We start from the raw sequence: 25,203 nt of genomic DNA, 5'->3' as shown, positions 1-25,203 counted from the left end.
TGATGCTTTCAGCGGATGAAACCTACGCTTCGCTTGCCGGTGCCTGGCGGCTGATGCTCGGCAAGGCCGACGGATTTCGCCTGCTCGACCTTTCGGCGGACGGATTCTGGAACTCCTTTTTTGCCATCGTCGTCGCGGCGCCGGCACTGATCGTCGGCTGGGTCGGTATTGCCAACGAGATCGGCGACCCCAACGCATTCGTCGGCCGTTTCAGCATGTTGATCCGCCTGGCCACCGTCGATATCGGCGCCTGGGTGCTGCCGCTCATAGGCCTCGCGCTGGTGGCGCCGCGGGTCGGCGTCGGCGGCCGTTTCGTCCATTATGTCGTGGCCAGCAACTGGGCCTCGGCGATCATCGCCTGGATGATGCTGCCATCGGCGTTGATCCGGCTTTTCCTGACGTCGGCCAACGAAGTCTCCGGACTCGTGTCGCTGCTGTTGTTCGCGCTGTCGATGGTCTTGACCTGGCGGATGACCAACGTTGCGATCGGCAGGGGTGCGGCCGTCGGCAGCGCCGTTTTTGCCGGCATGTTCGTGGCCTCGCTGATCGTCCTGTTCGGACTGCAGGCGCTGCTCGGGATCAGCGTTCCGGATCAGCCAGGCGTCGGATAGTCGACGCCGACGAGAAACAGCCCGTCGGGCGGCGCCACCTGACCGCAGGCCGCACGGTCGCGCGCCTCAAGCGCCGCCTTGAGGTCGGCAACAGTCCAGCCGCCTTCGCCGACGCGTTTGAGCGAGCCGACCATAGAGCGCACCTGGTTGTGCAGGAATGAGCGCGCCGAAGCGCGGACCTCAATGAAATCGCCCGCCCGGCTGACATCCAGCCGGTCGAGTGTGCGGACCGGGCTGGAGGCTTGGCACTGGGTCGAGCGGAAGGTGGTGAAATCATGCCGGCCAAGCAGCACCTTTGCCGCTTCGTGCATGGCCCCGGCATCGAGCTGCTTCGGTACCCACCAGATCTTGCCCTTGTCGAGCGCCGCCGGCGCGCGGCGATTGACGATGCGGTAGAGGTAATGGCGGCCGATCGCCGAGAAACGCGCATCGAAACCATCCGGCACGGAGGCGGCCTTCAGGATGGCGATGCGCACCTTGGCCGCCTGCAGATGCGCGTTGACGGCGTCGCGCACCTTGTCGCCGGGCCATGCCTTGATCAGATCGACATGCGCCACCTGAGCGGTCGCATGGACGCCGGCATCGGTGCGGCCGGCGGCGCGCAGCGAAACCTGCTCGCCACAGAACTTCTCGATCGCCTGCTCGATCGCCTGCTGCACCGAAGGCTGGTTGGCCTGGCGCTGCCAGCCGGCGAAGAGACTGCCGTCATATTCGATGTCGAGGCGAAAACGCGGCATTCCCGGATCGAAGCGAAATCAGGCGGCGAGGGCTGAGCCGAAGGCCGAGGCGTAGACCAGCCTGCCGGTCTCCGGCGCCTCGCCCCAGGCAAGCGCCTGCAAAGCCTCGCTTTGGTACTCGCTCTCGAACTTCGCTGCACGGGCGCGGCTGTAACCGAAACGTCCATAGTAAGCGGGATCGCCGAGCACCACGGCGAGCGTCTCGCCAGCAGCCTTCAGGCGGATATGCGCCTCGCGGACCAGCGCACCGCCGATGCCGGTGCCGTGGAACGACGGCTCGACCGCCAAAGGAGCCAAAGCCACCGCCGGGAAGCTCTTGCCGCCATTCTGCACGAAAAGCCGTGAAAACAGGATATGCCCGACCACTTGCCCGTCTTCGTCCGCCACCAGTTCGACGACGGCATCACCGCCGGTGACCAGCGCGTCGACCAGTCCGGCCTCCGTCTGCTGGCCGAATGCGTGTTCTTCGACTAGGCGGATCGCCTCGCGGTCCCGCGGCGTCGCCGCGCGTATGGACATCATGCTCATGACAATTTCATTCCTTTTTCGAGCTTGGCCCCGCGCAGAAACTCCTGCGCGGCTATGGGCCTTGCGCCCGCACGTTGAACTTCGACCAGCCTGATCGCGCCTGACCCGCAGGCGACCGTCAGCCGGTCATCGAGAATTCCTCCCGGTTCGCCGGCGCCTTGCGAGAGCGTCGAGCGAAGCAGTTTCAGCCGTTCTACACGGCCGCCGATTTCGGCCTCGCACCATGCACCGGGAAAGGGCGACAGGCCGCGAATCTGGTTGTGCACGTCGCCAGCAGGTCGCAGCCAGGCTATGCGAGTCTCCGATTTATCGATTTTCTTGGCGTAGGTCACCCCCACCTCCGCCTGTGTGGTAAATGTCAGCGTATTCCGCTCCAGCCGCTCGAGCGCTTGCACCATCAGCGCAGCACTGAGGACCATCAGCCGGTCGTGCAGATCGCCGGCCGTCATGTCGGGTCCAATGGGACATTTTTCAACCATTGCCACCGGCCCGGTGTCGAGGCCTTCGTCCATCCGCATCACCATCATGCCCGTTTCGGTATCGCCGGCCATGATGGCGCGCTGGATAGGGGCAGCGCCGCGCCAGCGCGGCAACAACGATGCGTGGCCATTGAGACAACCGAGCCGCGGCGCCTCGAGAATGGGTTTGGGCAGAAGCAGCCCGTAGGCGACGACCACGGCGACGTCGGCGCGCAAGGCGCGGAACGCCTCCTGCTCCGCCTCGCTCTTCAGCGACACCGGCGTCCGCACCTCGACGCCCAGCCGCTCCGCCTCGCGCTGCGCCGGCGACCGCGTCAGTTCGAGCCCGCGCCGGCCGCCGGCGCGCGGCGGCTGCGTATAGACGGCGGTCAACCCGTGCCCGGCCCCGGCAATCGCCCGCAGCGTCGGCACGGAGAATTCGGGCGTACCCATGAAGATGACACGCAGGGGCATTCGTCGACCCCTATCCCACCATCTTGCCCGGCGCCTTGTCCCTGGCGAGCTTTTTGAACTTCTTGACCACCATGTCGCGCTTCAGTTTTGAGATGTGGTCGATGAACAGCACGCCGTTGAGATGGTCGATCTCGTGCTGCAGGCAGGTCGCCATCAGCCCCTCGGCCTCGATCTCCTGCAGCTTGCCGTCGCGATCGAGATACTTCACCCGCACCGCGGCGGGGCGCTCGACTTCGGCATAGTAATCGGGGATCGACAGGCAGCCTTCCTCATAGACCGAACGCTGGTCGGAGCTTTCAAGGATTTCGGGATTGATGAAGACGTGCGGCGCCGGCGTCTCGTCCTCCTTGGCGAGGTCGATCACCAGCATGCGCAAGGGTTCGCCGACCTGGATCGCTGCGAGGCCGATGCCGGGCGCGTCATACATAGTGTCCAGCATGTCGCCGGCCAGTTTGCGCAAATCGCCATCGACACGCTCGACCGGTTTTGAAACCTGGCGCAGGACGGGATCGGGGAGGATGATAAGCGGCTTGATCGACATGGCGTCTCACCTAAGACCTCGCAGGAAAAGCGTCAACCGGGACGGCTTCGGGTCGTTCACGTTTTGATCTGTGCCGGCAGACCGAATCATCTATGCTGTCGGCATGAACGATCTGGCCACCATCCTGTCCGAACCTGTCGCCCGCCTCGGCGCCACCACGCTCACGCTCGGCCAAGCCCTGGGTTTCGGCGCAATGCTGTTCCTTGGACTGTTCGTGGCGCTCGTCGTTGCGCTCTGGCGATCGGCCAAGGCGCGTGCAGTGGCGGCCGCCGAAGCCGCCGACCACGCCCGTGACGCCGAGGTGCGGATGGCCGGCATCTTGGCAAGCCAGGCGGAAATGCAAGGCCGCATGGGCGCCATCGCCGAAGTGTTCGGGGCGCGCCAGGCGGAACTGACCCAGTCGATCGGCCAGCGCCTCGATGCCATGACCGGCCGCCTGGGCCAGACCATGACCGAGCAGACGAGATCGACGCATGAGAGCCTCGCCAAGCTGCAGGAACGGCTGGCGGTTATCGATATCGCGCAAGGCAATATCCAGTCGCTGGCCGGCCAGGTCGTGCAATTGCAGGCGATCCTTTCCAACAAGCAGACGCGCGGCGCCTTCGGCCAGTCGCGCATGGAGGCCATCGTCGCCGACGGATTGCCGCACGGCGCCTATGAATTCCAGGCGACCTTGTCGAATGGCAGCCGGCCCGACTGCCTGGTGAAGATGCCGAACGGCGCGCCGTCACTTGCCATCGACGCAAAGTTTCCGCTCGAGGCGTGGAATGCCATCCGTGCCGCCGAAGGCGCCGACCTGCAGAAGTCGGCAGCACAGGCTTTCCGCCGCGACATCGAGGTGCATGTCCGCGATATTTCCGAAAAATACCTGATCCAGGGCGAGACGCAGGACACCGCCTTCATGTTCGTGCCCTCGGAATCGGTGTTCGCCGAAATCCATGAGAATTTCGAGGCCGTTGTCCAAAAGGCGCATCGATCGCGGATCGTCATCGTCTCGCCATCGCTTTTGATGCTGTCGATTCAGGTCATCCAGGCAATCCTCAAGGATGCCCGCATGCGCGAGCAGGCGCACCTGATCCAGGGCGAGGTCATCCGGCTAATGGAAGACGTCTCCCGGCTCGACGAGCGGGTGCGCAAATTGCAGACGCATTTCGGTCAATCGGCCAAGGATATCGACGACATCCTGGTCTCGACATCGAAGGTGACCCGGCGCGGACAAAAGATCGAGGCGCTGGAGTTTGGCGTGCAGCCGGCGGAGGATACCGCTGGTTCGAATGGCAGCGGAGCAAAAGCGGAAAGCAGCCCGCGCGTCGCTGATTCGAAAACCGGGCAGTTGAGGCTAAGGGTCGTCGAAGGCGACGATTGAGAGCTACGCCGGAACCGGAGACTTCACCCGGATCTGGCGCTACTGCTCCTCGATGATGGTCGTGCCTTCGAATTCCGGCAGCCAATGCAGCGCCGAGCGGTGCCAGATCTGCTTTCTCGGCACCAGTTGCTCGCGCTGCCGTGCCGTGCCGACCCTGATGCCGTAAACCTTCGGTCCCTCGCCCGCCGACGTGGCGTAGAGATGCGAGCCACACTCACCGCAAAACGCCTGGGCGCGCTTGGCGCCGCTCGAACCGGTCTTGATGTAGATTTTCGGCTTGCCCTTGGTGATCCTGTAATTGTCCTCGGGCGCCGGCACGGTGACGCGAAAGGCCGTTCCGGTTAGCTTCTGACAATCGATGCAGTGACAAATGGTGGTCTTTTCCGGATCGACCTCGGCCTCGTAAGTGATGGCGCCGCAATGACACCCGCCGTCGATTTTCATCTTCGTTCCTCCCGAGCTTTTGCCTGCGATCATAACCGGGACTGTCCGATGGCGCATCGATTTCCTCAAGCCATTTTCCTTAGGCCGGTTCTTGTCCGGATGCCCCCGCCAAGGCCTTGCTCCGGCGTTCCCAGGTGCCGGTGGTCTGAGGCTTGACGAACAGCCGCGTCACCTCCGGCATCTCCGCTTTCAGCCGCGTCTCAAGGCGTTCGACGCAGGTCTCTATCTCGGGCGCCGACAAGTGGTCCTCGAACTCGATGCTCAGAGCGGCGACGATCTCCTGCGGACCCATATGCAGCGTCAGCGCGCCATTCGCCCGCTGCACCGCCGGGTCCTGCTGGACGATGTCCAATACTTTCATTTGCACCTCGGGCGAAGCCGGCTCGCCGAGCAGCAGGCTTTTGCTTTCGCGCGCCAGGAAGATCGCGGTTGCGCCCAGGATCAGCGCGATGCCGATCGACGCGGCGCCGTCGAGCTTCGGCATATCCAGCAGTTCCGCCGCCGATATGCCGGCGAAGGCGACAACGAGGCCGAGAAGTGCCGCGCTGTCCTCGAAGAGTACGGTGTAGACGCTCGGATCCTTGCTGAGCTGCACCGCCTCGAGCCAGCCGTGGCTGCCTTTTTGGTGGCGGAACTCCTTCAGCGCCACCAGCCAAGAAGTGCCTTCGAAGAGGAAGGAAAGGCCAAGGACAGCGTAGTTCACCTTGGCGTTGGCAATCGGCTCCGGCGTCATGATGTGCGTCACGCCTTCGTAGAACGATATGCCGGCGCCCAGTGCAAAGACGAGGAGCGCAACGATGAAGCTCCAGAAGTACAGCTCGCGGCCATGGCCGAGCGGATGCGTGCGGTCGGCCGGGCGCGCGGCACGGTGCATGCCGTAAAGCAGCAGGCTGCCATTGCCGGTATCGACGAGCGAGTGGACGCCTTCCGAGAGCATTGCCGAGCTGCCCGTGAACAAGGCAGCGGCGAATTTGGTCAGTGCGATCGCAAGATTCCCGGCGAGCGCCGCATAGATCACTTTTTTCGACCCGCCATGCGCCGCCACGGTGTGCTGCCTTGGTTGATGCACCGAGATTGGCGGAGCGTCCGCCCACGCTCCACAACTCTCACAACGCCTGAAGCGCCGAGTTGTTCACAAGGTCAGTTGTTCAAAAGGGCGGCGCGGGCTATTCCACGACCTCGTCCGTCCAGACCTTGAAGCCAGCCAGCGCGCCCGGCCCGAAAATGTGGGTCAGCGGCACATCAGCGGCATCGCGCCCGGAGGCAATCAGGATGCGGCCGATGCGCGGCGCATTGTTGCGCGGGTCGAACGCGTGCCAGCGGCCGCCGAGATAGACCTCCATCCAGGCGGCGAAATCCATGTCCGACCACGGCTTTGGCAGGCCGATGTCACTGATATAGCCGGTGCAGTAGCGGGTTGGAATATTCAGGGCGCGGCAGAAGGCAACAGCGAGGTGAGCAAAGTCGCGGCACACACCACTCTGCTCGCGATAGGCCTCGGCGGCGGTGCGCGTCGGCCGTGCATTGAAATAGTTGAAGACGATATGGTTATGGACGAAGTCGCAGACCGCCTGGACGCGCGGAATGCCGAGCGGGGTGCTGCCGAACAGCCGCCACGCTTCATTCGACAGCACGTCGCTCTCGCAATAACGGCTGGGCAGCAGGAACAGCAGCGTCTCCGACGGCAGATCGCGCACCTCGTGCTGCCACGCCGTCAGCTCGCGCGTCTCGAAGGAGCCGGGGTCGCGGATGACCGCGTCGGTGCCGAAGGCAAAGCGCCCGGCCGGCGCAACGAGACGGTTGCACCAATTGCCGAAACTGTCGCGGTAGCTCTCGATCGGCACCGGCGGGTTCGACGTCAGGAAGTCCGGCCGCTCAAGATCGGATGCGCGCGAATAATGGACATTTAGCATCGCGATCAGCGGTGTTTCCTGCGGGAAGTCGAAGCTCATCTGGCAACCGATGTGGATCCGCATTGTCGTCCTGACCGGCCTGCCTGATCATCAGCCGGCGAAACGCGAGGGCTGATGCTGCAGTGCGAAGAAGACCATGGCACGGACCGCTGCGGTTTACGAGGGAATTAGAAACCGGTTGACAGCCATCGGTCAGGGCGACTGCCCGGCAGCGGCCCCTTGCAGTCGAGCGTTTTCTCTTGTTTCACTTCGCCAGACATCAACTGGAGGAACGAATCATGGCTAAGGGTGCGATGAAGGCAGGCAAGGAAGCCCGCAAGCCGAAGAAGGACGCGAAGAAACCCGCTCCGGCGCCGGCCCTGAAGGCACCGCCGGTGAAGGCGATGAAGCTGAAGGACAAGTAGGGCCGTTTCGGCTTATTTCGACCGGCCGCAAACGCGGCCGGCATGATTGTTCATTAAGCTCGCGCGCATCCCCTATCGATGCGGCGAAGACTGATTTCACGCATTCAAGAAATCGGCCGAAAGCCATCGAAACGGAGCGTTCCGATGGCTTGAATCAGTGCCGGAGGCGTTATCGCGCGGAGAAGCCGGGCGGCGTCCTGCCGGTGCGCTGCTTGCGCGCGGCATAGCGTGCGTCACGCTTGGCCTTGCGTTCGGCCTCGTCGGCAAGAAAACGGGCGATGCGCTCGTTCTCTTCAGCTTCCCGGATCTTCGCTTCGGCCTGTGCAGCCTCTTCGGCGGCGATGCGTGCCGCTTCGGCGGCTGCCTCGCGCTCGGCCTTTTCGGCCGCTTCGCGCGCCAGCTTTTCCTGCTTCAGCCTGGCCTTTTCGGCCTCGCGTATCGCGCGGGCCTCGAGGATCGCCTTGCGCTCGGCCTGTCGTGCCAGCACCGCTGGATCATCTGCCGCCGGCTTTGCCTTGAAGCGCTCCAGAAGCGCCTTCTTTGCCTCGTTCGCGGCATTGCGCCGCTCGAAAACGTCTTTTTCCCTATAGATAGCCAAGTCCACTTCCCTGAAGTCAATTTGCGAGGCTTACATACGCGTGAAAACCGAGAGTTCAAGCGCCAAAACGGTATGCCAGCCATGAAATTCTGATCTGTTGCAGCCGGGAGACGCCATTTCGATTGAATTCGGCTGAAAGGCACCCGCACTGTTCACCACCCAGGCATCTGGCGGGGCGGCGGACTGATCGCTACCTGTAGCGCCAGGACAAACGCTGGGATGACACACTATGGAACTCGGTCTCTACACTTTCGCCGACGTCAGCCCGGAACCGGGTCCCGGTGCGATTGGTGCGCACGAGCGGCTGCGCAATTTGATCGAGGAGATCGAGCTCGCCGACCAGGTCGGGCTGGATGTCTTTGGTCTCGGCGAGCACCACCGTCCCGATTACGCTGCCTCCGCTCCGGCGGTGGCACTGGCGGCGGGGGCCGAACGAACCAAGCGCATAAGGCTGACCAGCGCTGTGACCGTGCTGTCGTCCGACGATCCGGTGCGCGTCTTCCAGCAGTTTGCCACCCTCGACCTTCTGTCCGGCGGCCGGGCGGAGATCATTGCCGGGCGCGGCTCGTTCATCGAGTCGTTTCCGCTGTTCGGCTACAATCTCGAAGATTATGACGAGCTCTTTGCCGAGAAGCTCGACCTGCTGCTCGCCATCCGCGATCATGTCAAGGTGACCTGGTCGGGCAGTCTGCGTGCTCCGATCAATGATCGCGGCGTCTATCCCCGGCCCTTGCAGGACAAATTGCCGATCTGGGTCGCCGTCGGTGGAACACCGCAATCCGTCGCCCGCGCGGGCGTGCTCGGGTTGCCGCTGGCACTGGCGATCATCGGTGGCGAGCCGGCGCGGTTCGCACCGCTGTTCGAGATCTACAGGGATGCAGCCAGACGCGCCGGCAACGATCCGGCAAGCCTTGCCACCAGTCTCAACGTGCACGGCTTCATCGCGGACAGCACGGACCAAGCAGCCGACGATTTTTACGGGCCGCAGGCCGAGGTGATGAACCGTATCGGCCGCGAGCGCGGCTGGGGGCCGACATCGCGGGCGCATTTCGACCAGTCGCGCGGCCCGAACGGCGCGCTGTTCGTCGGCAATCCAGAACAGGTGGCCGAGAAGATCATTGCCCAGCACAGGATATTCGGCAATGACCGCTTCCTGCTGCAAATGGCGATCGGCACCATGCCGCACGCCAAGGTGATGAAGGCCATCGAACTCTACGGCACCAAGGTGGCGCCGATCGTGCGCCGGGAAACCGCGAAGGCCGTTCCCGCCGTGGCGGCGCCGGTTGCCTGATTCCCAGTCACCTGATTCATTGCCAAGGCCGCGAAGCGGCCTTGCCGGTGACGCCGGCTAACGGAACCTTGAAGCGACAGAGGCGTTTTCGCCAACGGTCTGCACCAATCGCGGTGTGCCGCCGAGGGTCAGAATGAAAGCCGAACCCGCCGCTTCGGGCGCAAGCGCTGCCGAAAGCCCGGATCCGCGCGTCGAGGCGCGGGCGGATGCGCATCTGATGCGTTCGCTGCTCGTCGGCATCTTCATCCTTATGGCGATCTACGCGCTTTACTTCGCCCGCGCCTTCTTCATGCCGGTCATTCTGGCTTTCCTGCTGGCGCTGACGCTGACGCCGATCGTTCGCTTCCTGCGCAAGCACGGCATGCCCGATGTCATTTCGGCGACACTGCTGGTGCTGCTTTCGTTCTGCCTCGTCGCCGTCGCGGGATATCTGCTCAGCGGCCCGGTCATCGACCTCATCAACAACACCTCGACGATCGGCCAGCAGCTTACCGAACGTCTGGCACAACTGCGCCGTCCGTTCGAACGGATCGTGGAGATTTCGCGCCAGATCGAGGGCCTGACACAGACATCCCAGGAGCCGGGCGTTCAGAGGGTGGCGATGGCGCCATCCGGTATTCTCTCGCAGGCGGCCGGCAATGTGCTGTCAGCTGGCGTCAGCGTTACCATCGTCTTCGTCCTGTCGCTGTTCCTGCTCGCCTCGGGCACGATGTTCTATGAAAAGATCGTCCAGTCCTTCCCCAGTCTCAGCGAAAAGAAGCGGGCGCTGCGCGTCGTCTACGACGTCGAACGTGAAATCTCGCATTATCTGCTTACCGTCACGGTCATCAATACATGTCTCGGCATTGTCATCGGGCTCGGCCTTTGGGCGCTCGGCGTGCCCAACGCGCAGGTCTGGGGCGCGGCAGCGGCTCTGCTCAATTTCCTGCCTTATATCGGGGCGCTGACCACCATCACGCTGGTCACGATCATCGCGCTGATCAGCTTCGACACGATTTCCTATGCGCTGCTGGCGCCGGCCTTCGTCCTTATGTGCGATGTCGTCGAAGGCCAGTTCGTGACGCCGACGGTGGTCGGCCGCCGTCTCGAGATCAACGCTGTGGCGATCCTCATCGCCATCGCCTTCTGGTCGTGGCTGTGGGGTTTCGTCGGCGCCTTGCTGGCGGTGCCGCTGCTGGTCGTCATCAAGGTGTTCTGCGATCATTTCGACGGCCTTAGTCATGTCGGCAATTTCCTCGCGGCGCAGCATACGGCGGTGATCGAGGACGAAGAAATTCACGAGGCGAAAAAGTAGCGGCGTAAGAGGCCAAGCGCGTCATTGATTAGTGTCCAGATCAACGACCTTGCATCGGTCGCACGTCCGTTGTGCCGCAGTGCTCAATCAACATTTTGAATTTGCCGCCTCGGCAACGGCTTCCTACATCCGTTCGGCCCACAGGAAACCCGCGCCGATGACCGCTCTTTCCGTTCTCGACCTGTCGCCGATCGTCGAAGGCAGCAACGCTTCGCAGTCACTCGCCAATTCGCTCGATCTCGCCCGCCATGCCGAGCGGCTGGGTTACCGGCGCTATTGGCTGGCAGAGCATCACAACATGCCGGGCATCGCCAGCGCCGCCACCTCGGTGGTCATTGCCCATGTGGCCGGCGGCACCAAGACGATACGCGTCGGCGCCGGCGGCATCATGCTGCCCAATCATTCGCCGCTGGTCATCGCCGAGCAATTCGGCACGCTCAACGCTCTGCATCCTGGTCGCATCGATCTCGGCCTCGGGCGGGCGCCCGGCACCGATATGGCCACGGCACGGGCGCTGCGCCGCAACCTCGACGCTGGCGCCGACAATTTCCCGCAGGACGTCGTCGAGCTGATCGGTTACTTCCAGCCGGCCGAAGACGGCCAACGCATCCGCGCGGTGCCCGGCGAAGGCGAAAAGGTGCCGATCTGGATTCTCGGCTCCAGCCTCTACGGCGCGCAGCTTGCCGCCATGCTCGGCCTGCCCTACGCCTTCGCTTCGCATTTTGCGCCGGCCGAGCTTGACCATGCTCTGGAGATCTACCGCTCGCGTTTCCAGCCTTCGGAGCAGCTCGACAAGCCTTACGTGATGCTCGGCCTCAACGTCTTCGCCGCTCCTTCCGATGCCGAGGCGCGGCTGCTGTTCACCTCGCTGCAGCAGGCCTTCGTCAATCTGCGCACCGGCCGGCCCGGCCGATTGCCGCCGCCGGTCGAAGGATATGAGCGCGACCTCGATCCAATGGCCAAGACCATGCTCGGCCAAGCGCTTTCCTGCGCCGTCGTCGGCTCTCCCGAAACGGTCAGGCAAGGCATCGAGGCCTTCGTGCGCCGCACCGGCGCCGACGAGCTGATGGTCACAGCGCAGATTTTCGACCATGCGGCGCGGGTGCGCTCGTTCGAGATCCTGGCCGACGCTCACAAATCGCTGTCGGAAGCTGCCTGAGAGTTGGTTCGCCACTTGCCACTGTTGCGGGCAAGGCCGGCCTTGGGCAGGGAACCTCGCGAACAGGTGTGCGAAGACACAGCGAACATTTCGCGCGCTTTACGCGGAGGTTTTCGATCCTCATGCTCGTCCGTTTGCGGGAAACGCGGCGTCCACTAAATGACGATCACCTTGGTGCCGATTGTGGCGCGGTCATAGAGATCGATGATGTCCTGGTTCATGAGGCGAATGCAGCCAGCCGACACAGCTTTGCCGATGGACCACCATTCAGGGCTACCGTGCAGGCGATATCCAGTGTCACCTTTCTCGTTGAAAAGATAGAGCGCCCGCGCCCCGAGCGGGTTCATGAGTCCGCCCTCCATATGGGCCGGTATGATGCGGCCTCGCTTCTGCTCGCGCACGATCATCGCAGACGGCGCGCTCCAATCCGGCCATTCGCGCTTCCTCGCAACGTGAGCAGTGCCATGCCACTCGAAGCCCGCCTTGCCAACGCCGATTCCGTAGCGCAGCGCCTGACCGTCTCCCAACACGTAGTAGAGGAACTTCGCTCCTGTATCGACAATGATGGTGCCCGGCGCCTCTTCAGTCGCATAAGGTACTGTCTGCCGATGGAACTTTGGGTCAACCTTGTAGATCGGAACCGGCGGAACGCGAAAACCGGCGTCGGTGAGGCCGCCATAGGCCGAGGGGAAAGTCTTTAATGCGCCGCTGGTAGTGCAGCCGAAGAATACGGCCATCCCAGCAAGAACCAGCCCGATTAGGATCGATTTCACGCGCATGACTCAAGCCGGCGCCCGTGTGAACGATCAGCCGCATCTCGTCATATTCCAGACATGCTTCGATTGCCAAGATTTTCCTGACTGTCGGCTGGCTGACCGTTGGCCACTTGGCTCGATCGGCGCCGCGTCCTTCCATTGCTCGGTTTTCGAACGACGAACGCCCGTAGTGGCTGCGAAGGCCCGGGTCGGCAGGACAGGGGGACCGCTGGTCCGTCCGGCATTGCAAAGTTTCTGAACGGAGCCCAAGCGCTACGCGCTGACGCTCTGCGCAGTCGCACCTAGCGGACGGCATGAATTGCGGATCATCAGGCGACCCTTGAGCGTCAGCTTGCGCGGCGGCGCATCCCTGTTTCCGGCGAGCCGGTCGAGCAGCAGATTGGCCGCCTGCTCGCCAATCGCCTGCACCGGCTGTGCGACCGTGGTCAATTGCGGCCGGAACACATCCGACCACGGAAAGTCGTCGAAGCAGGCGACCGAAATATCCTCCGGACAGGACAGGCCGATATCGCGAATGGCCTTCATCGTGCCGATCACCATCGGGTTGTTGGCCGAAAAGATGGCGCTCGGCCGGTCGTGCAGCGAAAGCAGCTGCATGGTGGCGTTGTAGCCGTCGACTTCATGGAAGTTGCCGAAGCGGACGAGCTCGGGCTCGGCCGGCAGGCCGGCGGCCTGGAGGGCCTCGCGGTATCCCGCCATGCGGTCATGCATCGGCGAGATATCGAACGAGCCGGAGATGTAGCCGATGCGCCGATGGCCGAGATCGATCAGGTAGGTGATGGCGTCGAACACCGCGCGCTGGTTGTCGAGAACGACGGCATCGGTGTCGACACCCTGGCAAACACGGTCGAGCAGCACGACCGGCACATTGGCGTCGTCGACAATCGGTTTGAGGATCGCGCCGTCGCCGACACGCGCGACGATCAGTCCGTCGACCATGCGGTCGAGCAGCAATCTGATCTGGTCGTCCTGCGTGTTCAGGTGCTCGTCGGTGCAGCACAGCATGACGGCGTAACCGGCCCTGTCGAAAGCCTGCTGGATGACCGAAACCACGTCGGTGAAGAACGGGTTTGTGATGTGGGGGACGGTGAGCCCGATGGTGCGTGTGGTGCCTATCTTCAGGCTGCGGGCAATGGCGTTGCGCTTGTAGCCGATGTCGCGGATCGCCTGTTCGATGCGCTGGCTGAGCTCGGGGCTGACGGTCGCGGTGCCGTTGATCAGCGCCGACACCGTGGCCACGGAAACACGCGCGGCCTCGGCCACGTGAAGCATGGTCGGAGCAGTGAATTTGCGCTGCTTTTTTCGTCCTGACGCTGTCATTTTCGAAACGTTTCACCACTCCACGGCAGCAATACGTACGGAATCTTACGATTTTGCGCAAGAATTGAAATGGAACAATCTCAGACTCCAGATATTGCCTTGACATGATCGAAACGTTTAGATTAGCGTTTGAGGTGTTCGGTGGCGACGGAGGGAGGCCGTCCTTGTCATGCAGCACGGCAATTCCATCCCTGCGCAAGGCGTTGTGGCGGACGGCTCGGCTATCGTGTTGAGCGCCGAGCACATCTCCAAGTCCTTCGGTGGCATCGCCGCGCTTGTCGATGTCGATTTCGAACTGCGGCGCGGCGAGGTCCATGCGCTGATGGGCGAGAACGGCGCCGGCAAGTCGACGCTGATGAAGATCCTGTCCGGCGTCTATACGGACTATAACGGAACGGTCAGTATCGATGGCGATGCGGTGCGCTTTGCCGGCGTCCGCGAAGCCGAGCGCGCCGGCATCGCCATCATCCACCAGGAGCTGAATCTCGTTCCCGAACTCAGCGTCGCCGACAATATCTTTCTCGGCCGCGAGAAGCTGATCGCCGGGCTGATCGTCGACCGCAAGGCGAGCAGCCGCGCTGCCGGCGCGCTGCTGCAAAGGCTCGGCATCGAGCTCGATCCGGATGCGCGCGTCGGTGCCTTGCGCGTCGGCGAACAACAACTGGTCGAGATCGCCAAGGCGCTGTCGATGTCGGCGCGCATTCTGATCATGGACGAGCCGACCTCGGCGCTTTCGCCAGCCGAATGCCAGCGGCTGTTCCGCATCATCCGCCAGCTCGCCGACAGCGGCGTGGCGATCGTCTACATTTCGCACCGCATCGACGAAGTCATGCATCTGGCCAGCCGGGTCACCGTGTTCCGCGATGGACGCCACGTCCTGACGCGGGCGATGGACAAGCTCGACGAAGACGCCATAATTTCGGCGATGGTCGGGCGAAACCTGCTGGCTTCCTCCCAGGAGCACCGCATCCCCGGTGTCAACACCGTCCTTTCCGTAAGCGAGCTGTCGCTGTCGAAGCCGAATCGCCATGGCTGGCGCACCGTGCTCGACGGCGTCAGTTTCGATCTTGCCGCAGGTGAAATCCTGGGTATCGGCGGGCTGCTGGGCTCGGGCCGGACCGAAATCCTGGAAACCATCTTCGGGTCCAGCGGCGGACGTGCCGGCGGTGAGATCAGGCTCGATGGCGAGGTGGTAGAAATCCGTTCGCCGCGCGATGCGCGCCGGCTCGGCATCGCCCTTGTCACGGAAGACCGCAAGACGCAAGGCCTGCATCTCGAGGCCTCGATCACCGACAATGTCGCGCTGCCGTTGGTCGGTGCGCTGGCGCGGTTCGGCCTGCGCTCGCTGGCCGGTGAGCAAGGGCTGGCACGGGACGCCGTCAAGGCGCTCGGCATTCGCTGCGAGACCGTCGAGCAGCCGGCCGGCACGCTGTCCGGCGGCAACCAGCAGAAGGTCGTCATCGGCAAATGGCTGGCGACGAGGCCGCGGGTGTTGCTGCTCGACGAGCCGACGCGCGGCATCGATGTCGGCGCCAAGCGGGAAATCTACGATCTCATCGTCAAGCTGGCGCGAGACGGGCTGGCGATCGCGGTCATCAGCTCGGAATTGCCGGAGCTGCTGCATCTTTCCGACCGTATCCTGGTCATGGCCGACGGCCGCCAGACGGGAATCCTGTCCCGCGCGCAAGCCAGCGAGGAGGCCATCATGCGGCTTGCGGCGCCGCGACGGACGATTACGAGGCCTGCCGCATGAGCATTTTGCATATCCTGTCCCGGACGAAGCTCTATTGGGGCCTGATCGCCATCTTCCTGATCGGCGTGCTCGGCTCGCCGATCAGCTCCAAGGGCAACAACATTTTCCTGTCCTACGGCAACCTGCTCGACGTGCTGCGCCAGGTGTCGACCACCGGCCTGATTGCCACCGGCATGACGGCCGTGATCATTACCGGCGGTATCGACCTTTCCGTCGGCTCGCTGATGGCGATCTGTACGGTGGTCTGTGCCATGCTGCTGACGGTCCCCGGCGTGACGCCGGCGGTGGTGCTTGGGGTGCCGACAGTTGCCGTGGCAGCCCTTTGCCTCGGCATTCTCGTCACTCGTTTCATCCTGCTGAACGTCGAAAAATCCCGTGCCGGCGCGCAGGCGACGCACGACATCAGGCTGGACAGCGTTCGCGGGCTGGTGACGCCCGGCATTGTCGGGGTGATCCTGTGCAGTCTGGTGCTGTGGTTCCTGCTGCCGCAGGTAGGCTCAAAATTCGGCGTGCTCGGTGTGCTGCTGGTGGCGCCTTGCGTCGGCCTGCTGTTCGGCGCGCTCAACGGCTTCATCATCGTCGCGGGGCGGCTGCAGCCCTTCATCGTGACGCTGGCGATGATGGTTACTGCGCTCGGCATCGCCCGGCTGACAGCCGGCCAGAACAATGCGGTGCTGCCGGTCTATACCGGCTCGAACGCCACGGCCGATTTCGAAATGCTGCGCTCGCTGGTATTCGGCGTGATCCCGATGCCGGGCCTGTTCTTCCTCGGCGCCATCCTGATCTACGGCGCCGTGCTGCGCTTCACCCCGTTCGGCCGCTATGTCTATGCAATCGGCGGCAATGAGGAGGCGGCGCGGCTGTCGGGCATCGCCGCAGGCCGCGTGAAGATCGCCACCTATGCCGTGTCAGGGCTGCTGGCCGGCATCGCGGCGGTGCTCTATGTCGCGCAGTACCGGCAAGGCAAGCCGGACGCCGGCGCCGGGCTGGAGCTCGACGCGATTGCCGCCGTGGTCATCGGCGGCACCAGCCTGATGGGCGGACGCGGCAGCCTCACCGGGACGTTCTGCGGCGTGCTGATCTTCGGGCTGCTCTCTAACATCCTGCAGCTGCACAACATCAATTCGAACCTTCAGCTGGTGCTGAAGGGGATGATCATCATCGGTACCGTGCTCGTACAGGAGCGCAATGCCGGTGATCTTCTCTTCTATCTGCGGCTGCCCGGTGGGCAAGCGCACAAGGAAACGGCCGCGGCAAAGCGGCCGTCGCAAGAGACCGCGTCTCTGAATATTGGAGGAAACAAGAAATGAAACGACGTGAATTGTTGAAGCTCGCCGGGCTGACAGCGGCACTCCTGACCACGACCGCCATGCTTGCCGGCGGCGCCCATGCGCAGGACAAGAAGTGGAAGATCGGCTTTTCGCAGGTGACGACCATCGAACCCTGGCGGGCTCAGTTCAACAAGGACATCCTGGCCGAAGCGGCCAAGCATCCGGAAGTCGAACTGATCATCACCGACGGCGAGGACAAGACCGAGAAGCAGGTGGCCGACGTCGAGAACCTGATCCGTCAGGAGGTCGATGCGCTCTTGGTATCGCCGAAAGAATCCGCCGGTCTGACCGGTGTCGTGCAGCAGGCGATCGATGCGAAGATCCCGGTCTTCGTGCTCGACCGCAACGTCGAAACCAATGACTACACGCAGTTCGTCGGCGGCGACAACAAGCTGATCGGCCGGGCTGCCGGTGAATATGCCGTCGAGCTGCTTGGCGGCAAGGGCAAGGCCGCCGGCAACGTCGTCGAGATCTGGGGCGGCATGGGCACCCAGCCGGCACACGATCGCCATGACGGCTTCCATGAATTCACCGACAAGGAGCCGGGCATAAAATACCTGCTCGACCAGCAGTCGGGCGACTGGAAGCAGGACCAGGCCTACAACATCATGGCGACCGCGTTGCGCAACAACGAGAAGATCGATCTTGTCTACGGCCATAATGATCCGATGGCCTATGGTGCCTATCTTGCCGCCAAGGACGTCGGACGTGAGAAGGACATCAAGTTCATCGGCATCGACGGCCTGCCCAATGAAGGCGTGCAGCTGGTCGCCAATGGCGAGCTGACGGCGACGTTCACTTATGTGACGCCGGGCGCCGAAGGGCTGCGGCAGGCGATCAAGTTCCTGAACGGGGAGAAGGTTGAAAAGACCATCACCCTGCCGACGCAGAAGATCACCAAGGAAAATGCCGCCCAGATCCTGAAGGACAACGGCCTCTGAGACGAGGCTTTCCTGCCGGGCGTTTCAGCGCCCGGCAGGAACAACAATCAAACGCCGGCAGGCAGCAGATTAAGCCAGCTTGCCCAGCAGCTTCATGAAAATGGCAGCCTCCTTGGCGGAAAGCGGCGCCAGCGTTTCCTGCGTGATCTCGCGGGCAAGCGGAATCAGCCGCTCGATCGCGTCGCGCCCCTCGGCCGTCAGATTGACCAGCAGGCGCCGTTTGTCGACTTCGTGTTTGCTAAGTTCGACAAAGCCACGCGCTTTCAGCCGGTCGATGACACCCTTCACGGTCGCCGCATCCATGGCGATCAGGCTGCCAAGCTGGTTCTGCGAGGTCTCGCCGACGTCGCGCAATTTGGCCAAAGCGGCAAATTGCGGCGGCGTCAGATCGGCGATGTGTGCGGCGAAGATCGAGACATGGCGCTGATGCGCCTTGCGCAGGATGAAGCCGACCTGCTCCTGCAAGCGATAGTCGTTTTCGTCAGGCTCCTCGGTCTCGACCAGCTTGAGCAGATTGTCTTCGGCGCTCACCGCAGCCCGTCCCATGCCTTGATGTCCTTGGCCGCCAGCCCGCCCATGCGGTCGTGCACGCGCGGGCCGCAGGTCATTGCGAGGCAGAACAGGATCTCGTCGGGACGCGGGCCATCGCTGATGCCGATTTCCATGGCATCGAAATGGCTGCGCACATAGGCGGCGTTGATGTGGCCGAGCGGCACATCGAGCCGCGCGCCGAAAGCGCCGACCTTCTTTGCCGACGGCACGATCGCCTTGGCGTCGCCGAGCCGCTCGCGCATCGCATAGCCGCCCGGCACATGCCACAGCGCGCCATGCTCCAGCTCGCCCGCCATGCCGACGATGGCGCCCTTGCCGTAACCGTCGATCTGTTTCACGTCGCCGCCCAATGCGGCAATAAGCCTGTCGGAGAGCAGCAGCCCGAGCGGCTTCAAATCCTCCATGGCGCTCTGTAGTTCCTCGACGTAACGGCCGGCGAACGGGTTCTTGACCACAGCCATGGCCGCGGCGCGGCGCCGCGGCACCTTCGCCACCGGCCCGCCCTCGTGAAAAATCTCTTCGGTCAGCACGGCGATCTTGCGGATCGGAAACTCAGGCATGAGCAATTTCCCTCTCTAAAGCTTTATCGGCGAGCCCCATCGGACCTGCGATGCGCGCCTGACCGCCGAGGAAAAGCGCCGCGGCGGCAATCAGACCGCGCCGCCGAAACTCCTCGGCAACGGCAAATCCGCCTTCCAGCGCAATAGCGATTTCAGCGGCGGAAAGCGGCCCCACGCCCTGCGTCACCAAACGGTCGCCGAGATCGCTGTCAGGTGCGAGATCGCGCGCCCGTACGCGCCTAACGGCCGGATGACCGGGCAGGTCGACGGCGTTGGCGATCAAGGTCGCGGCGGCATCGGCGTCAGCACCCGTTCGCGCCAGCACCGTGACCGCGTCGGCGATGCCGAGCGAAAAGGAGCGGCCGCGCCAGCCGCTGGTCGCGACGCCGCGGATCCCGTCTTCGGCGCGGATCGTGAGACGATCTGCCAACCCATGACCTGTCCCGGCAATGGCAAGCGTCATCGACTGCCCGTTGCCGAGATGGATCGCGCTGTCGCCGCCATTGTTGACATAGGCGCGCTCGAGCCGGCGGTCGGCAAGCAGGGCCCCAAGCACTTCGTCGGCTACCGAGCCGGCGACGGCCGCCATCGGTGTGATAAATTGTTTCGCTAGCGGAACGACCGCCGCTTCCATGCGGCGCGCCGTCGGGCCAGCGAAAGGACGTGGCCGCGAGGCGGCCGGGCGCCGTAGTTCGGGCAACTCTTCGACCAGTTCAACCAGGATTGGCTGGAAGCGCGCCACTGCCTGGCTATAGGCAGTCCGGCATTCGCTTGCCTCGCCGAAGGCCTCGACGATCAGGTCGATCGGCCCATGATTGAGGTGAAGCCTCCGGCCGTCCTCGAGCCAATGCGCCTGCGGGCCGTTCATCGCCCGGCCCCGTTTGCGGCCGCGCGACGCAACTGAGCCAGCGGCGGCCAGGGATTGTCCCGGGGTGCGGCCGTGCCGCGGCGCGGATTGAGATATTCGCCGCCCTTGGCCAGGATATCGTCGACGCTGCGGATTTCGGCTTCGTAGCCGCCAAGCCTGACATAATCGTCGCGGCGCATGGTGAACTCGATCGGGGCCACCAGCGCCGGCGTCGGCACATAGCCGAAGGCGCCTTCCGGCACGCGGGTGACGTCGACCATCAGCGTGATGCCGCCGCCCGGCCAGACATAGACCGGCGCGCCGCCGACCGTCACATAGGTCTTGAGGCCCTGCACCGAGCGGGTCAGATTGACCGGGTTCTCGGTGACGCCGGCGCGCAGCGAGCCGCCGGCGCCGCCGACGAAAAGCACGGTGCAGAGCGCCGGCTCACAATTGTCCTCGATCAGTTCAACCGACTTCCGCAGCCGCTCCGGGAACGGTTTCTGCACAGGCTTCAATTCGTCGTCGAGCTCGTAATAGGCGAATTGCTCGCCGGTGGTCGAGACCATCAGCAGCGACATGCCGGGGCGCGCACCCTTTTTGGCGTTCCATTCACCAAGGATCGACAGCGGGTCGGAGATACTGGTGCCGCCCCAGCCGAGGCCGGGTTCCGACACCTTGAAATAACGGCCCGGCGTCGAACGGCGGCCGATGATCTTGATGCCGGTATCCTGCCAGCCAAGCACCTTGCCGGCCTGATGCTCGGAGACGACGCCGGTGATGTGGTCATCGACCACCACCGCCTCGTCAACAAGGCCGCGCCATTGGGTCGCGAACATGCCTATGGTGGCCGAACCGCAGCCGACGCGCATGCGCTGTTCGAGCTTGCCGTCGATGACCGGCGGCTTGCCGGCTTCGACGATGACGGTGGCGCCGCCGTCGATGACGAGTTCGACCGGTTTGCGGTTGCACAGGGCGAGCATGGCGTCACAGGTGGCGCGCCCTTCAGCCTTCGAGCCGCCGGTCAAATGATGTACGCCGCCCAGCGACAGCATCTGCGAGCCGTATTCGCCGGTGGTGACATGGCCGATCGCCTCGCCTTGGGCACGGACCGTCGCCGTTTCGGGGCCGATATGACGATCGGTGTCGATCTTCACCTTGACGCCGCAATAGGAGAAGATGCCCTCGGTGACGACGGTGACCAGATCGACGCCCTCGACCTCCTGGCTGACGATGAAAGGCGCCGGCTTGTAATCGGGATAGGTGGTGCCGGCGCCGATGGCGGTGACGAAGCGGCGGCCGGTGTTGACCAGTTCGCCGTCCCATGCCTCGCCTTCCTCGGCAAAGGGTACGATTGCAGCGCCGGTCTCGGCCGCGTGGTCGAGGATGGTCAGCGGATCCATCCGCACGATCCTGCCGCCAACATTGCCGTAGCGATCGCAGGCGCCGGTGCGGCCATCGGCGATGTAGCACATGACCGGACAGGCATCGCAGCGGATCTTCTCGGCCACCAGCTTCTCGCCGGGATCATGCGTCTCGAAGCGTTCGGCAAGCTCGCTCATCGGCGCGCCTCCTTGTCGCGGATGGCGGCGCGGATGCGGGTTGGCGTCGCCGGAATTTTGGTGACCAGCACACCTGTTGCATGGCGGATGGCGTTGAGGATCGCCGGCGCCGTCGGAATCAGCACATGCTCGCCCAAACCCTTGGCCCCGAAGGGTCCTTCCGGATCCGGAACTTCTATCAGGACGGTCTCGATCGGCGGCACGTCGCCGATCGTCGGGATCAGATAGTCGTGCAGGTTTTCGGTGCGGCCGGGGATATACTCTTCCATCAGCGCCATGCCGATGCCCTGGGCGATGCCACCCTCAATCTGGCCCTCGGCAAGCAAGGGATTGATGGCCTTGCCGACATCGTGGGCGGCGGTGATTTTTATCAGCTTCACGGTGCCGAGCTTGAGGTCGACCGCCAGTTCGGCGATCTGAGCGCCATAACCATAGACGGCGTAAGGCTTGCCCTGACCTTTTGCATCGAGCGGCTGTGTCGGCGGGTCGTAGCTTTCCTCGGCCCGGAAGACAAAACCTTCGACGTCTGCCTTCAGCGAGGAAAGATCGATGCGGCGCGTCGCTTCGCCTTCCCTAACGCTCAGGCTTGTGCCGTCCAGCGCAATCGCCGCCTTTTGCGAGACATTGGCAAAACGCAAGATCTCCTCGCGCAAGGCGCGGCCGGCCCTTTCGGCGGCCTTGCCGGTGACGAAAGTCTGGCGCGAGGCCGAGGTCTTGCCGGCGTCGGGCGTGATCGCCGTATCGGCGCCTTTCAGCCGCAACTTCTCCAATGGCAGACCCAACGCGTCGGCGCAGATCTGCGCGATGACGGTGTTGGAGCCTTGCCCGATATCGACCGCCCCCTGATGCAGGACGACTTCGCCCGATATCGAGATGCCGACCTTGATGGTCGACGGATTGGGCAGCGAGGTGTTGCCGCAGCCGTACCAGCAAGAAGCGATGCCGACGCCGCGTTTTTTGATGCTGCTACCGGCATTGAACGCTTCGGCATCGCGAACGGCACGTTGCCAATGTGAACGGAGGGCCTCCAGGCAGTCGGCGATGCCGACGCCCGACTCGAGCCGCTGCCCAGTAACTGTTTCGGATCCGTTCCGAAGGCAGTTCTTCAGGCGAAAGTCGAGCCGATCCATGCCGAGCTTGTCGGCCAGCTCGTCATAGAGGGTCTCCTGCATGATCGTCGCCTGCGGCACGCCAAAACCGCGAAAGGCGCCGGCAATCGGGCCATTGGTGTGGATGGCACGGCCTTCGGCGCGATAGTTCGGCGTAGCATAGGGGCCGGAGGCGTGCACCGGCACGCGGTTGGCGACCGTCGGCCCCCAGCTGGCATAGGCGCCGGTGTTGAAATCGCCGGCGAAGACCATGCCGGTGACACGGCCGTCGGCATCGGCGCCGATGCTCGCTCTCATCAGGGCCGGATGGCGCTTGGTGGTCGAGATCATCGATTCGGTGCGGCTGTAGGCGAGCGCCGCCGGTCGGCCGGTTTTCATGGCGACGAGGCCGATGAGCGGTTGCAGCGAGACGTCGAGCTTCGAGCCGAAGCCGCCGCCGGTCGCGGTCGGCACGATGCGCACCTTTTCCGGGGTAAGGCCGAGCACTTTTGCCGTGTCGTCACGGTCCATATAGGGCGCCTGCGTGCAGGCGACGACGACCAGCGTGTCGCCGTCCATGAAGGCATAGCCGGCTTCCGGTTCGATATAAGCGTGCTCGACATAGGAGGTGTCGATGGCGCCAGAAACGACGAAAGCCGCACCGGCAAGCACGGCTTCGGGGTCGCCACGCTCGACAAAGCCGGAGGTGAGCAGGTTCGAGGGCCGGTTTTCATGGACCAGTGGCGCGCCGCCGGCCTGCGCTTCGCCAGTTTCCAGAAAATGCGGCAACTCGGTCCAACTGACAGGGAAATCGGCCAGGTCGAGATCGAGGATAGCCTCGCGTTCGCCGGCAACCAGCGCCACCGCCTCGCCGCGAAAGCGCGAAACCCCTTCGGCCAGCGCCGGCTGGTCGGCGAAGGGCGCGATGACGCCGAAACAATTCTTTCCCGGAATGTCGGCGGCGGTGAAGACGCCGGCAATGCCGGGACGGGATTTCACCCAGCTGCCGAGATCGCCGAAGCTGAAGGCGGCATGATAGTGCGGTGAGCGGACCACCAGCACCGACAGCGCATCGGCGGGGAAGGAATCGCCGCCGAATTTTTCGCCGCCAGTGACTTTCGGCACGCCATCGAGGCGGATCGGAGAGGAGCCGACGGCATGGCCAGAGGATGGCATGCGCTGATCGAGACCGCCGTCGTGGCGCCAAGCATCCATCACCGCCGCGACGATCTTGCAGTAGCCGGTGCAGCGGCAGAGTACACCGCCGAGCGCATCCTGCGTTTCAGCCTCGCTCGGGTAAGGCGTCCTGTCCAGGAGTGCCGTTGCGGCGACCAGCAGGCCGGGCGTGCAGGCGCCGCACTGTGCTGCGCCATGGCTGAGAAACGAGGCCTGCAGTGCCGACAGCCTGCCATTGCCGAGACCTTCGACGGTCGTCACGACGGTGCCGGAGGCGGAAGCCGCGGGCATCAGGCAGGCGCAGACCGGCTCGCCGTCGACCAGCACCGTGCAGGCGCCGCAATCGCCGGCATCACAGCCGACCTTGGTGCCGGTCAGCCGCAGCTCGTCGCGCAACACCGCGGACAGCCGCCGCACCGGCGGCACGCAAACGCTGACGGCGGCGCCATTGACCTCGAAGGCGATGTCGGCGCGCTCCATCCCCATCAGGCCACCGCCCTTTCGCCAGGGATTGCGCCCACAGCACCAAGCACAGCGCGGACGACGATCTCGCGCGCCGCATCCAGCCGATATTCGGCGCTGCCGCGTACGTCGCCGATCGGCGACAGCTCGTCCATCGGCGCGGATTGGATCGCAGTGGCCAGCGCGGGGCCGACGGGCAGGCCGTGCAGCGCCGCCTCGACACTCGCCAGGCGCCTGGCGACGACCGAGCAGGACCCGACGGCGACGGCCGCGTTCCTGACGATACCATTTTCGACGGCCAGGCGTGCGGCGGCCATGGCGATGGAGATGACGAGATAACGCCGCGCGCCGAGTTTCACGAAGGCGGAGCCGCCGGCGGTAGCAGGTTTGGGAATACGGATTGCCGTCACCATTTCGCCGGACTGCAGAGCGGTGCGACGGTTGCCAAGGATGAACTTTGCAAGGGGCAGATGCCGGGTCGCGACCGAGGAACGCAGTTCGACTTCGGCATCGAGCACCAGCAGCGCCGGCACACCGTCGGCGGCCGGCGAGGCATTGCAGAGATTGCCGGCTATCGAGGCAACGTTCTGGATCTGCACCGAGCCGACTTCCCGCGCCGCCTGCTTCAGCGCGTCGAAGGCCGCCGGCAGTGGATGACGGACGAGATCGGTCCAGGCGGTGCGGGCGCCAATGAGCCAATGGTTTTCGGCTTCGGCAATGCCGCGCAATGCCGCCAAGCCATTGATGTCGAGGATATTGTCGCGGAAAGGCTTGCTGCCCTGTGCCGGGTAAAAATCGGTGCCGCCGGCAAGGATGCGCCATTGTCCTTCGCCCAGCAACGCGAGGGCGTCGTCGACCGTCGTGGGTTTTGCGTAACGGATCACGCTTTGCCTTCCCAGAATGGGCTTCCCGAGAGGGGATCCTGCCGAAAGACTTTCCCGAGCATTCAAGGCAGGAAATTCATTCGTATGCAAATGATATCAAGCCGGCAGGAATTGTCAAAACCAGAGTTTGCAC

The 25,203-nt window shown here is 63.9% G+C and carries 25 protein-coding genes; 9 read left to right on the top strand and 16 right to left on the bottom strand.

All coding sequences use genetic code 11. The features are described from left to right. Window positions 1-2: 2 nt before the first annotated feature. Window positions 3-611: a transporter gene (locus tag NKH50_RS13825; protein WP_254815875.1), complete on the top strand. Its 609-nt coding sequence runs from the start codon at window positions 3-5 to the stop codon at window positions 609-611. Here NKH50_RS13825 and truA read toward each other — a convergent pair. The 4 genes from truA to def are packed head-to-tail and all read right to left on the bottom strand — an operon-like array spanning window position 593 to window position 3,349. Further along, entirely contained in the window at window positions 593-1,348 is a 756-nt protein-coding gene (truA, locus tag NKH50_RS13820) for a tRNA pseudouridine(38-40) synthase TruA (RefSeq protein WP_352477029.1), read from the bottom strand. The genes NKH50_RS13825 and truA overlap by 19 nt on opposite strands. An 18-nt stretch (window positions 1,349-1,366) precedes the next feature. Beyond that, the gene (locus NKH50_RS13815; RefSeq protein WP_254815873.1) at window positions 1,367-1,876 is read right to left on the bottom strand and encodes a GNAT family N-acetyltransferase; all 510 of its coding nucleotides are present in this window, start codon (window positions 1,874-1,876) and stop codon (window positions 1,367-1,369) included. After that, window positions 1,873-2,802, bottom strand: coding sequence for a methionyl-tRNA formyltransferase (fmt, locus tag NKH50_RS13810; RefSeq protein WP_352506063.1), 930 nt, complete (start codon window positions 2,800-2,802; stop codon window positions 1,873-1,875). The genes NKH50_RS13815 and fmt overlap by 4 nt, the downstream gene beginning before the upstream one ends. A 16-nt stretch (window positions 2,803-2,818) precedes the next feature. Next, a complete protein-coding gene (gene def, locus NKH50_RS13805; protein WP_352477028.1) occupies window positions 2,819-3,349 on the bottom strand; it encodes a peptide deformylase in 531 nt (176 codons plus the stop codon). A 103-nt stretch (window positions 3,350-3,452) separates the two neighbouring features. Between def and NKH50_RS13800 the strand changes: the two genes are divergently transcribed. Then, window positions 3,453-4,715 carry a DNA recombination protein RmuC gene (locus NKH50_RS13800; protein ID WP_352506030.1) on the top strand — a complete coding sequence of 421 codons (1,263 nt, stop codon included), beginning with the start codon at window positions 3,453-3,455 and terminating at the stop codon, window positions 4,713-4,715. Between the two features lie 39 nt (window positions 4,716-4,754). On the opposite strand, the gene NKH50_RS13795 is transcribed toward NKH50_RS13800, so the two are convergent. The 3 genes from NKH50_RS13795 to NKH50_RS13785 form a co-directional block, all read right to left on the bottom strand. Continuing rightward, window positions 4,755-5,159 carry a GFA family protein gene (locus NKH50_RS13795; protein WP_352879346.1) on the bottom strand — a complete coding sequence of 135 codons (405 nt, stop codon included), beginning with the start codon at window positions 5,157-5,159 and terminating at the stop codon, window positions 4,755-4,757. A 79-nt stretch (window positions 5,160-5,238) separates the two neighbouring features. Then, complete coding sequence (locus NKH50_RS13790; RefSeq protein ID WP_352477025.1) at window positions 5,239-6,204, bottom strand: cation diffusion facilitator family transporter; 966 nt, start codon at window positions 6,202-6,204, stop codon at window positions 5,239-5,241. Window positions 6,205-6,325: 121 nt separating this feature from the next. After that, a complete protein-coding gene (locus NKH50_RS13785; RefSeq protein WP_254815869.1) occupies window positions 6,326-7,135 on the bottom strand; it encodes a transglutaminase-like domain-containing protein in 810 nt (269 codons plus the stop codon). 215 nt (window positions 7,136-7,350) lie between these two features. Between NKH50_RS13785 and NKH50_RS13780 the strand changes: the two genes are divergently transcribed. Then, a complete protein-coding gene (locus tag NKH50_RS13780) occupies window positions 7,351-7,476 on the top strand; it encodes a hypothetical protein (protein ID WP_013528464.1) in 126 nt (41 codons plus the stop codon). Window positions 7,477-7,645: 169 nt separating this feature from the next. Here the strand turns inward: NKH50_RS13780 and NKH50_RS13775 are convergent, their stop codons facing one another. Further along, window positions 7,646-8,074, bottom strand: coding sequence for a DUF6481 family protein (locus NKH50_RS13775; RefSeq protein ID WP_023718183.1), 429 nt, complete (start codon window positions 8,072-8,074; stop codon window positions 7,646-7,648). 229 nt (window positions 8,075-8,303) lie between these two features. On the opposite strand from NKH50_RS13775, the gene NKH50_RS13770 reads away from it, so the two are divergent. The 3 genes from NKH50_RS13770 to NKH50_RS13760 all read left to right on the top strand — a co-directional run bounded on the left by NKH50_RS13770 (window position 8,304) and on the right by NKH50_RS13760 (window position 11,818). Beyond that, complete coding sequence (locus NKH50_RS13770) at window positions 8,304-9,365, top strand: LLM class flavin-dependent oxidoreductase (RefSeq protein ID WP_352879345.1); 1,062 nt, start codon at window positions 8,304-8,306, stop codon at window positions 9,363-9,365. Window positions 9,366-9,498: 133 nt separating this feature from the next. After that, the gene (locus NKH50_RS13765; RefSeq protein ID WP_352477022.1) at window positions 9,499-10,659 is read left to right on the top strand and encodes an AI-2E family transporter; all 1,161 of its coding nucleotides are present in this window, start codon (window positions 9,499-9,501) and stop codon (window positions 10,657-10,659) included. 157 nt (window positions 10,660-10,816) lie between these two features. Continuing rightward, the gene (locus NKH50_RS13760) at window positions 10,817-11,818 is read left to right on the top strand and encodes an LLM class flavin-dependent oxidoreductase (protein WP_352879344.1); all 1,002 of its coding nucleotides are present in this window, start codon (window positions 10,817-10,819) and stop codon (window positions 11,816-11,818) included. Between the two features lie 155 nt (window positions 11,819-11,973). Here NKH50_RS13760 and NKH50_RS13755 read toward each other — a convergent pair whose 3' ends face one another. Both NKH50_RS13755 and NKH50_RS13750 read right to left on the bottom strand, forming a co-directional pair. Then, entirely contained in the window at window positions 11,974-12,597 is a 624-nt protein-coding gene (locus tag NKH50_RS13755) for a L,D-transpeptidase (RefSeq protein WP_352506035.1), read from the bottom strand. 249 nt (window positions 12,598-12,846) lie between these two features. After that, window positions 12,847-13,866 (bottom strand): LacI family DNA-binding transcriptional regulator, encoded by a 1,020-nt coding sequence (locus tag NKH50_RS13750; protein WP_352751758.1) that lies wholly within the window; start codon window positions 13,864-13,866, stop codon window positions 12,847-12,849. 217 nt (window positions 13,867-14,083) lie between these two features. Between NKH50_RS13750 and NKH50_RS13745 the strand changes: the two genes are divergently transcribed. Genes NKH50_RS13745 through NKH50_RS13735 form a run of 3 tightly spaced genes read left to right on the top strand, consistent with a single transcriptional unit; the run spans window position 14,084 to window position 17,939 of the window. After that, window positions 14,084-15,667, top strand: a complete 1,584-nt coding sequence (locus tag NKH50_RS13745) for a sugar ABC transporter ATP-binding protein (RefSeq protein ID WP_352751760.1) — start codon at window positions 14,084-14,086, stop codon at window positions 15,665-15,667. Continuing rightward, complete coding sequence (locus tag NKH50_RS13740; protein ID WP_352477019.1) at window positions 15,664-16,977, top strand: ABC transporter permease; 1,314 nt, start codon at window positions 15,664-15,666, stop codon at window positions 16,975-16,977. The genes NKH50_RS13745 and NKH50_RS13740 overlap by 4 nt, the downstream gene beginning before the upstream one ends. Beyond that, window positions 16,974-17,939 carry a substrate-binding domain-containing protein gene (locus NKH50_RS13735; protein WP_254815861.1) on the top strand — a complete coding sequence of 322 codons (966 nt, stop codon included), beginning with the start codon at window positions 16,974-16,976 and terminating at the stop codon, window positions 17,937-17,939. The genes NKH50_RS13740 and NKH50_RS13735 overlap by 4 nt, the downstream gene beginning before the upstream one ends. Window positions 17,940-18,008: 69 nt before the next feature. On the opposite strand, the gene NKH50_RS13730 is transcribed toward NKH50_RS13735, so the two are convergent. The 6 genes from NKH50_RS13730 to NKH50_RS13705 are packed head-to-tail and all read right to left on the bottom strand — an operon-like array spanning window position 18,009 to window position 25,070. After that, the gene (locus tag NKH50_RS13730) at window positions 18,009-18,470 is read right to left on the bottom strand and encodes a MarR family winged helix-turn-helix transcriptional regulator (RefSeq protein WP_352686651.1); all 462 of its coding nucleotides are present in this window, start codon (window positions 18,468-18,470) and stop codon (window positions 18,009-18,011) included. Further along, window positions 18,467-19,051 carry an amino acid synthesis family protein gene (locus NKH50_RS13725; protein WP_352467809.1) on the bottom strand — a complete coding sequence of 195 codons (585 nt, stop codon included), beginning with the start codon at window positions 19,049-19,051 and terminating at the stop codon, window positions 18,467-18,469. The genes NKH50_RS13730 and NKH50_RS13725 overlap by 4 nt, the downstream gene beginning before the upstream one ends. After that, window positions 19,044-19,919 (bottom strand): UPF0280 family protein, encoded by an 876-nt coding sequence (locus tag NKH50_RS13720; RefSeq protein ID WP_352686410.1) that lies wholly within the window; start codon window positions 19,917-19,919, stop codon window positions 19,044-19,046. The genes NKH50_RS13725 and NKH50_RS13720 overlap by 8 nt, the downstream gene beginning before the upstream one ends. Continuing rightward, complete coding sequence (locus NKH50_RS13715) at window positions 19,916-21,460, bottom strand: 6-hydroxynicotinate reductase (protein ID WP_352686407.1); 1,545 nt, start codon at window positions 21,458-21,460, stop codon at window positions 19,916-19,918. The genes NKH50_RS13720 and NKH50_RS13715 overlap by 4 nt, the downstream gene beginning before the upstream one ends. Then, entirely contained in the window at window positions 21,457-24,210 is a 2,754-nt protein-coding gene (locus NKH50_RS13710) for a molybdopterin-dependent oxidoreductase (RefSeq protein ID WP_352879340.1), read from the bottom strand. The genes NKH50_RS13715 and NKH50_RS13710 overlap by 4 nt, the downstream gene beginning before the upstream one ends. Beyond that, window positions 24,210-25,070 (bottom strand): FAD binding domain-containing protein, encoded by an 861-nt coding sequence (locus NKH50_RS13705; protein WP_352879338.1) that lies wholly within the window; start codon window positions 25,068-25,070, stop codon window positions 24,210-24,212. The genes NKH50_RS13710 and NKH50_RS13705 overlap by 1 nt, the downstream gene beginning before the upstream one ends. Window positions 25,071-25,203 lie beyond the last annotated feature (133 nt).

The sequence above is a fragment of the Mesorhizobium sp. M1027 genome, from assembly GCF_040318745.1.
Taxonomy (GTDB): domain Bacteria; phylum Pseudomonadota; class Alphaproteobacteria; order Rhizobiales; family Rhizobiaceae; genus Mesorhizobium.
Note: the sequence above shows the minus strand (reverse complement) of the source record. Positions and strands in the feature narration are given on the sequence as shown.

Coding starts and splice junctions, on each gene's coding strand:
- NKH50_RS13825 (WP_254815875.1), top strand. CDS start 3: ATGCTTTCAGCGGATGAAACCTACGCTTCGCTTGCCGGTGCCTGGCGG.
- truA (WP_352477029.1), bottom strand. CDS start 1,348: ATGCCGCGTTTTCGCCTCGACATCGAATATGACGGCAGTCTCTTCGCC.
- NKH50_RS13815 (WP_254815873.1), bottom strand. CDS start 1,876: ATGAGCATGATGTCCATACGCGCGGCGACGCCGCGGGACCGCGAGGCG.
- def (WP_352477028.1), bottom strand. CDS start 3,349: ATGTCGATCAAGCCGCTTATCATCCTCCCCGATCCCGTCCTGCGCCAG.
- NKH50_RS13800 (WP_352506030.1), top strand. CDS start 3,453: ATGAACGATCTGGCCACCATCCTGTCCGAACCTGTCGCCCGCCTCGGC.
- NKH50_RS13795 (WP_352879346.1), bottom strand. CDS start 5,159: ATGAAAATCGACGGCGGGTGTCATTGCGGCGCCATCACTTACGAGGCC.
- NKH50_RS13785 (WP_254815869.1), bottom strand. CDS start 7,135: ATGCGGATCCACATCGGTTGCCAGATGAGCTTCGACTTCCCGCAGGAA.
- NKH50_RS13780 (WP_013528464.1), top strand. CDS start 7,351: ATGGCTAAGGGTGCGATGAAGGCAGGCAAGGAAGCCCGCAAGCCGAAG.
- NKH50_RS13770 (WP_352879345.1), top strand. CDS start 8,304: ATGGAACTCGGTCTCTACACTTTCGCCGACGTCAGCCCGGAACCGGGT.
- NKH50_RS13765 (WP_352477022.1), top strand. CDS start 9,499: ATGAAAGCCGAACCCGCCGCTTCGGGCGCAAGCGCTGCCGAAAGCCCG.
- NKH50_RS13760 (WP_352879344.1), top strand. CDS start 10,817: ATGACCGCTCTTTCCGTTCTCGACCTGTCGCCGATCGTCGAAGGCAGC.
- NKH50_RS13755 (WP_352506035.1), bottom strand. CDS start 12,597: ATGCGCGTGAAATCGATCCTAATCGGGCTGGTTCTTGCTGGGATGGCC.
- NKH50_RS13750 (WP_352751758.1), bottom strand. CDS start 13,866: ATGCTTCACGTGGCCGAGGCCGCGCGTGTTTCCGTGGCCACGGTGTCG.
- NKH50_RS13745 (WP_352751760.1), top strand. CDS start 14,084: ATGCAGCACGGCAATTCCATCCCTGCGCAAGGCGTTGTGGCGGACGGC.
- NKH50_RS13740 (WP_352477019.1), top strand. CDS start 15,664: ATGAGCATTTTGCATATCCTGTCCCGGACGAAGCTCTATTGGGGCCTG.
- NKH50_RS13735 (WP_254815861.1), top strand. CDS start 16,974: ATGAAACGACGTGAATTGTTGAAGCTCGCCGGGCTGACAGCGGCACTC.
- NKH50_RS13725 (WP_352467809.1), bottom strand. CDS start 19,051: ATGCCTGAGTTTCCGATCCGCAAGATCGCCGTGCTGACCGAAGAGATT.
- NKH50_RS13720 (WP_352686410.1), bottom strand. CDS start 19,919: ATGAACGGCCCGCAGGCGCATTGGCTCGAGGACGGCCGGAGGCTTCAC.
- NKH50_RS13715 (WP_352686407.1), bottom strand. CDS start 21,460: ATGAGCGAGCTTGCCGAACGCTTCGAGACGCATGATCCCGGCGAGAAG.
- NKH50_RS13710 (WP_352879340.1), bottom strand. CDS start 24,210: ATGGGGATGGAGCGCGCCGACATCGCCTTCGAGGTCAATGGCGCCGCC.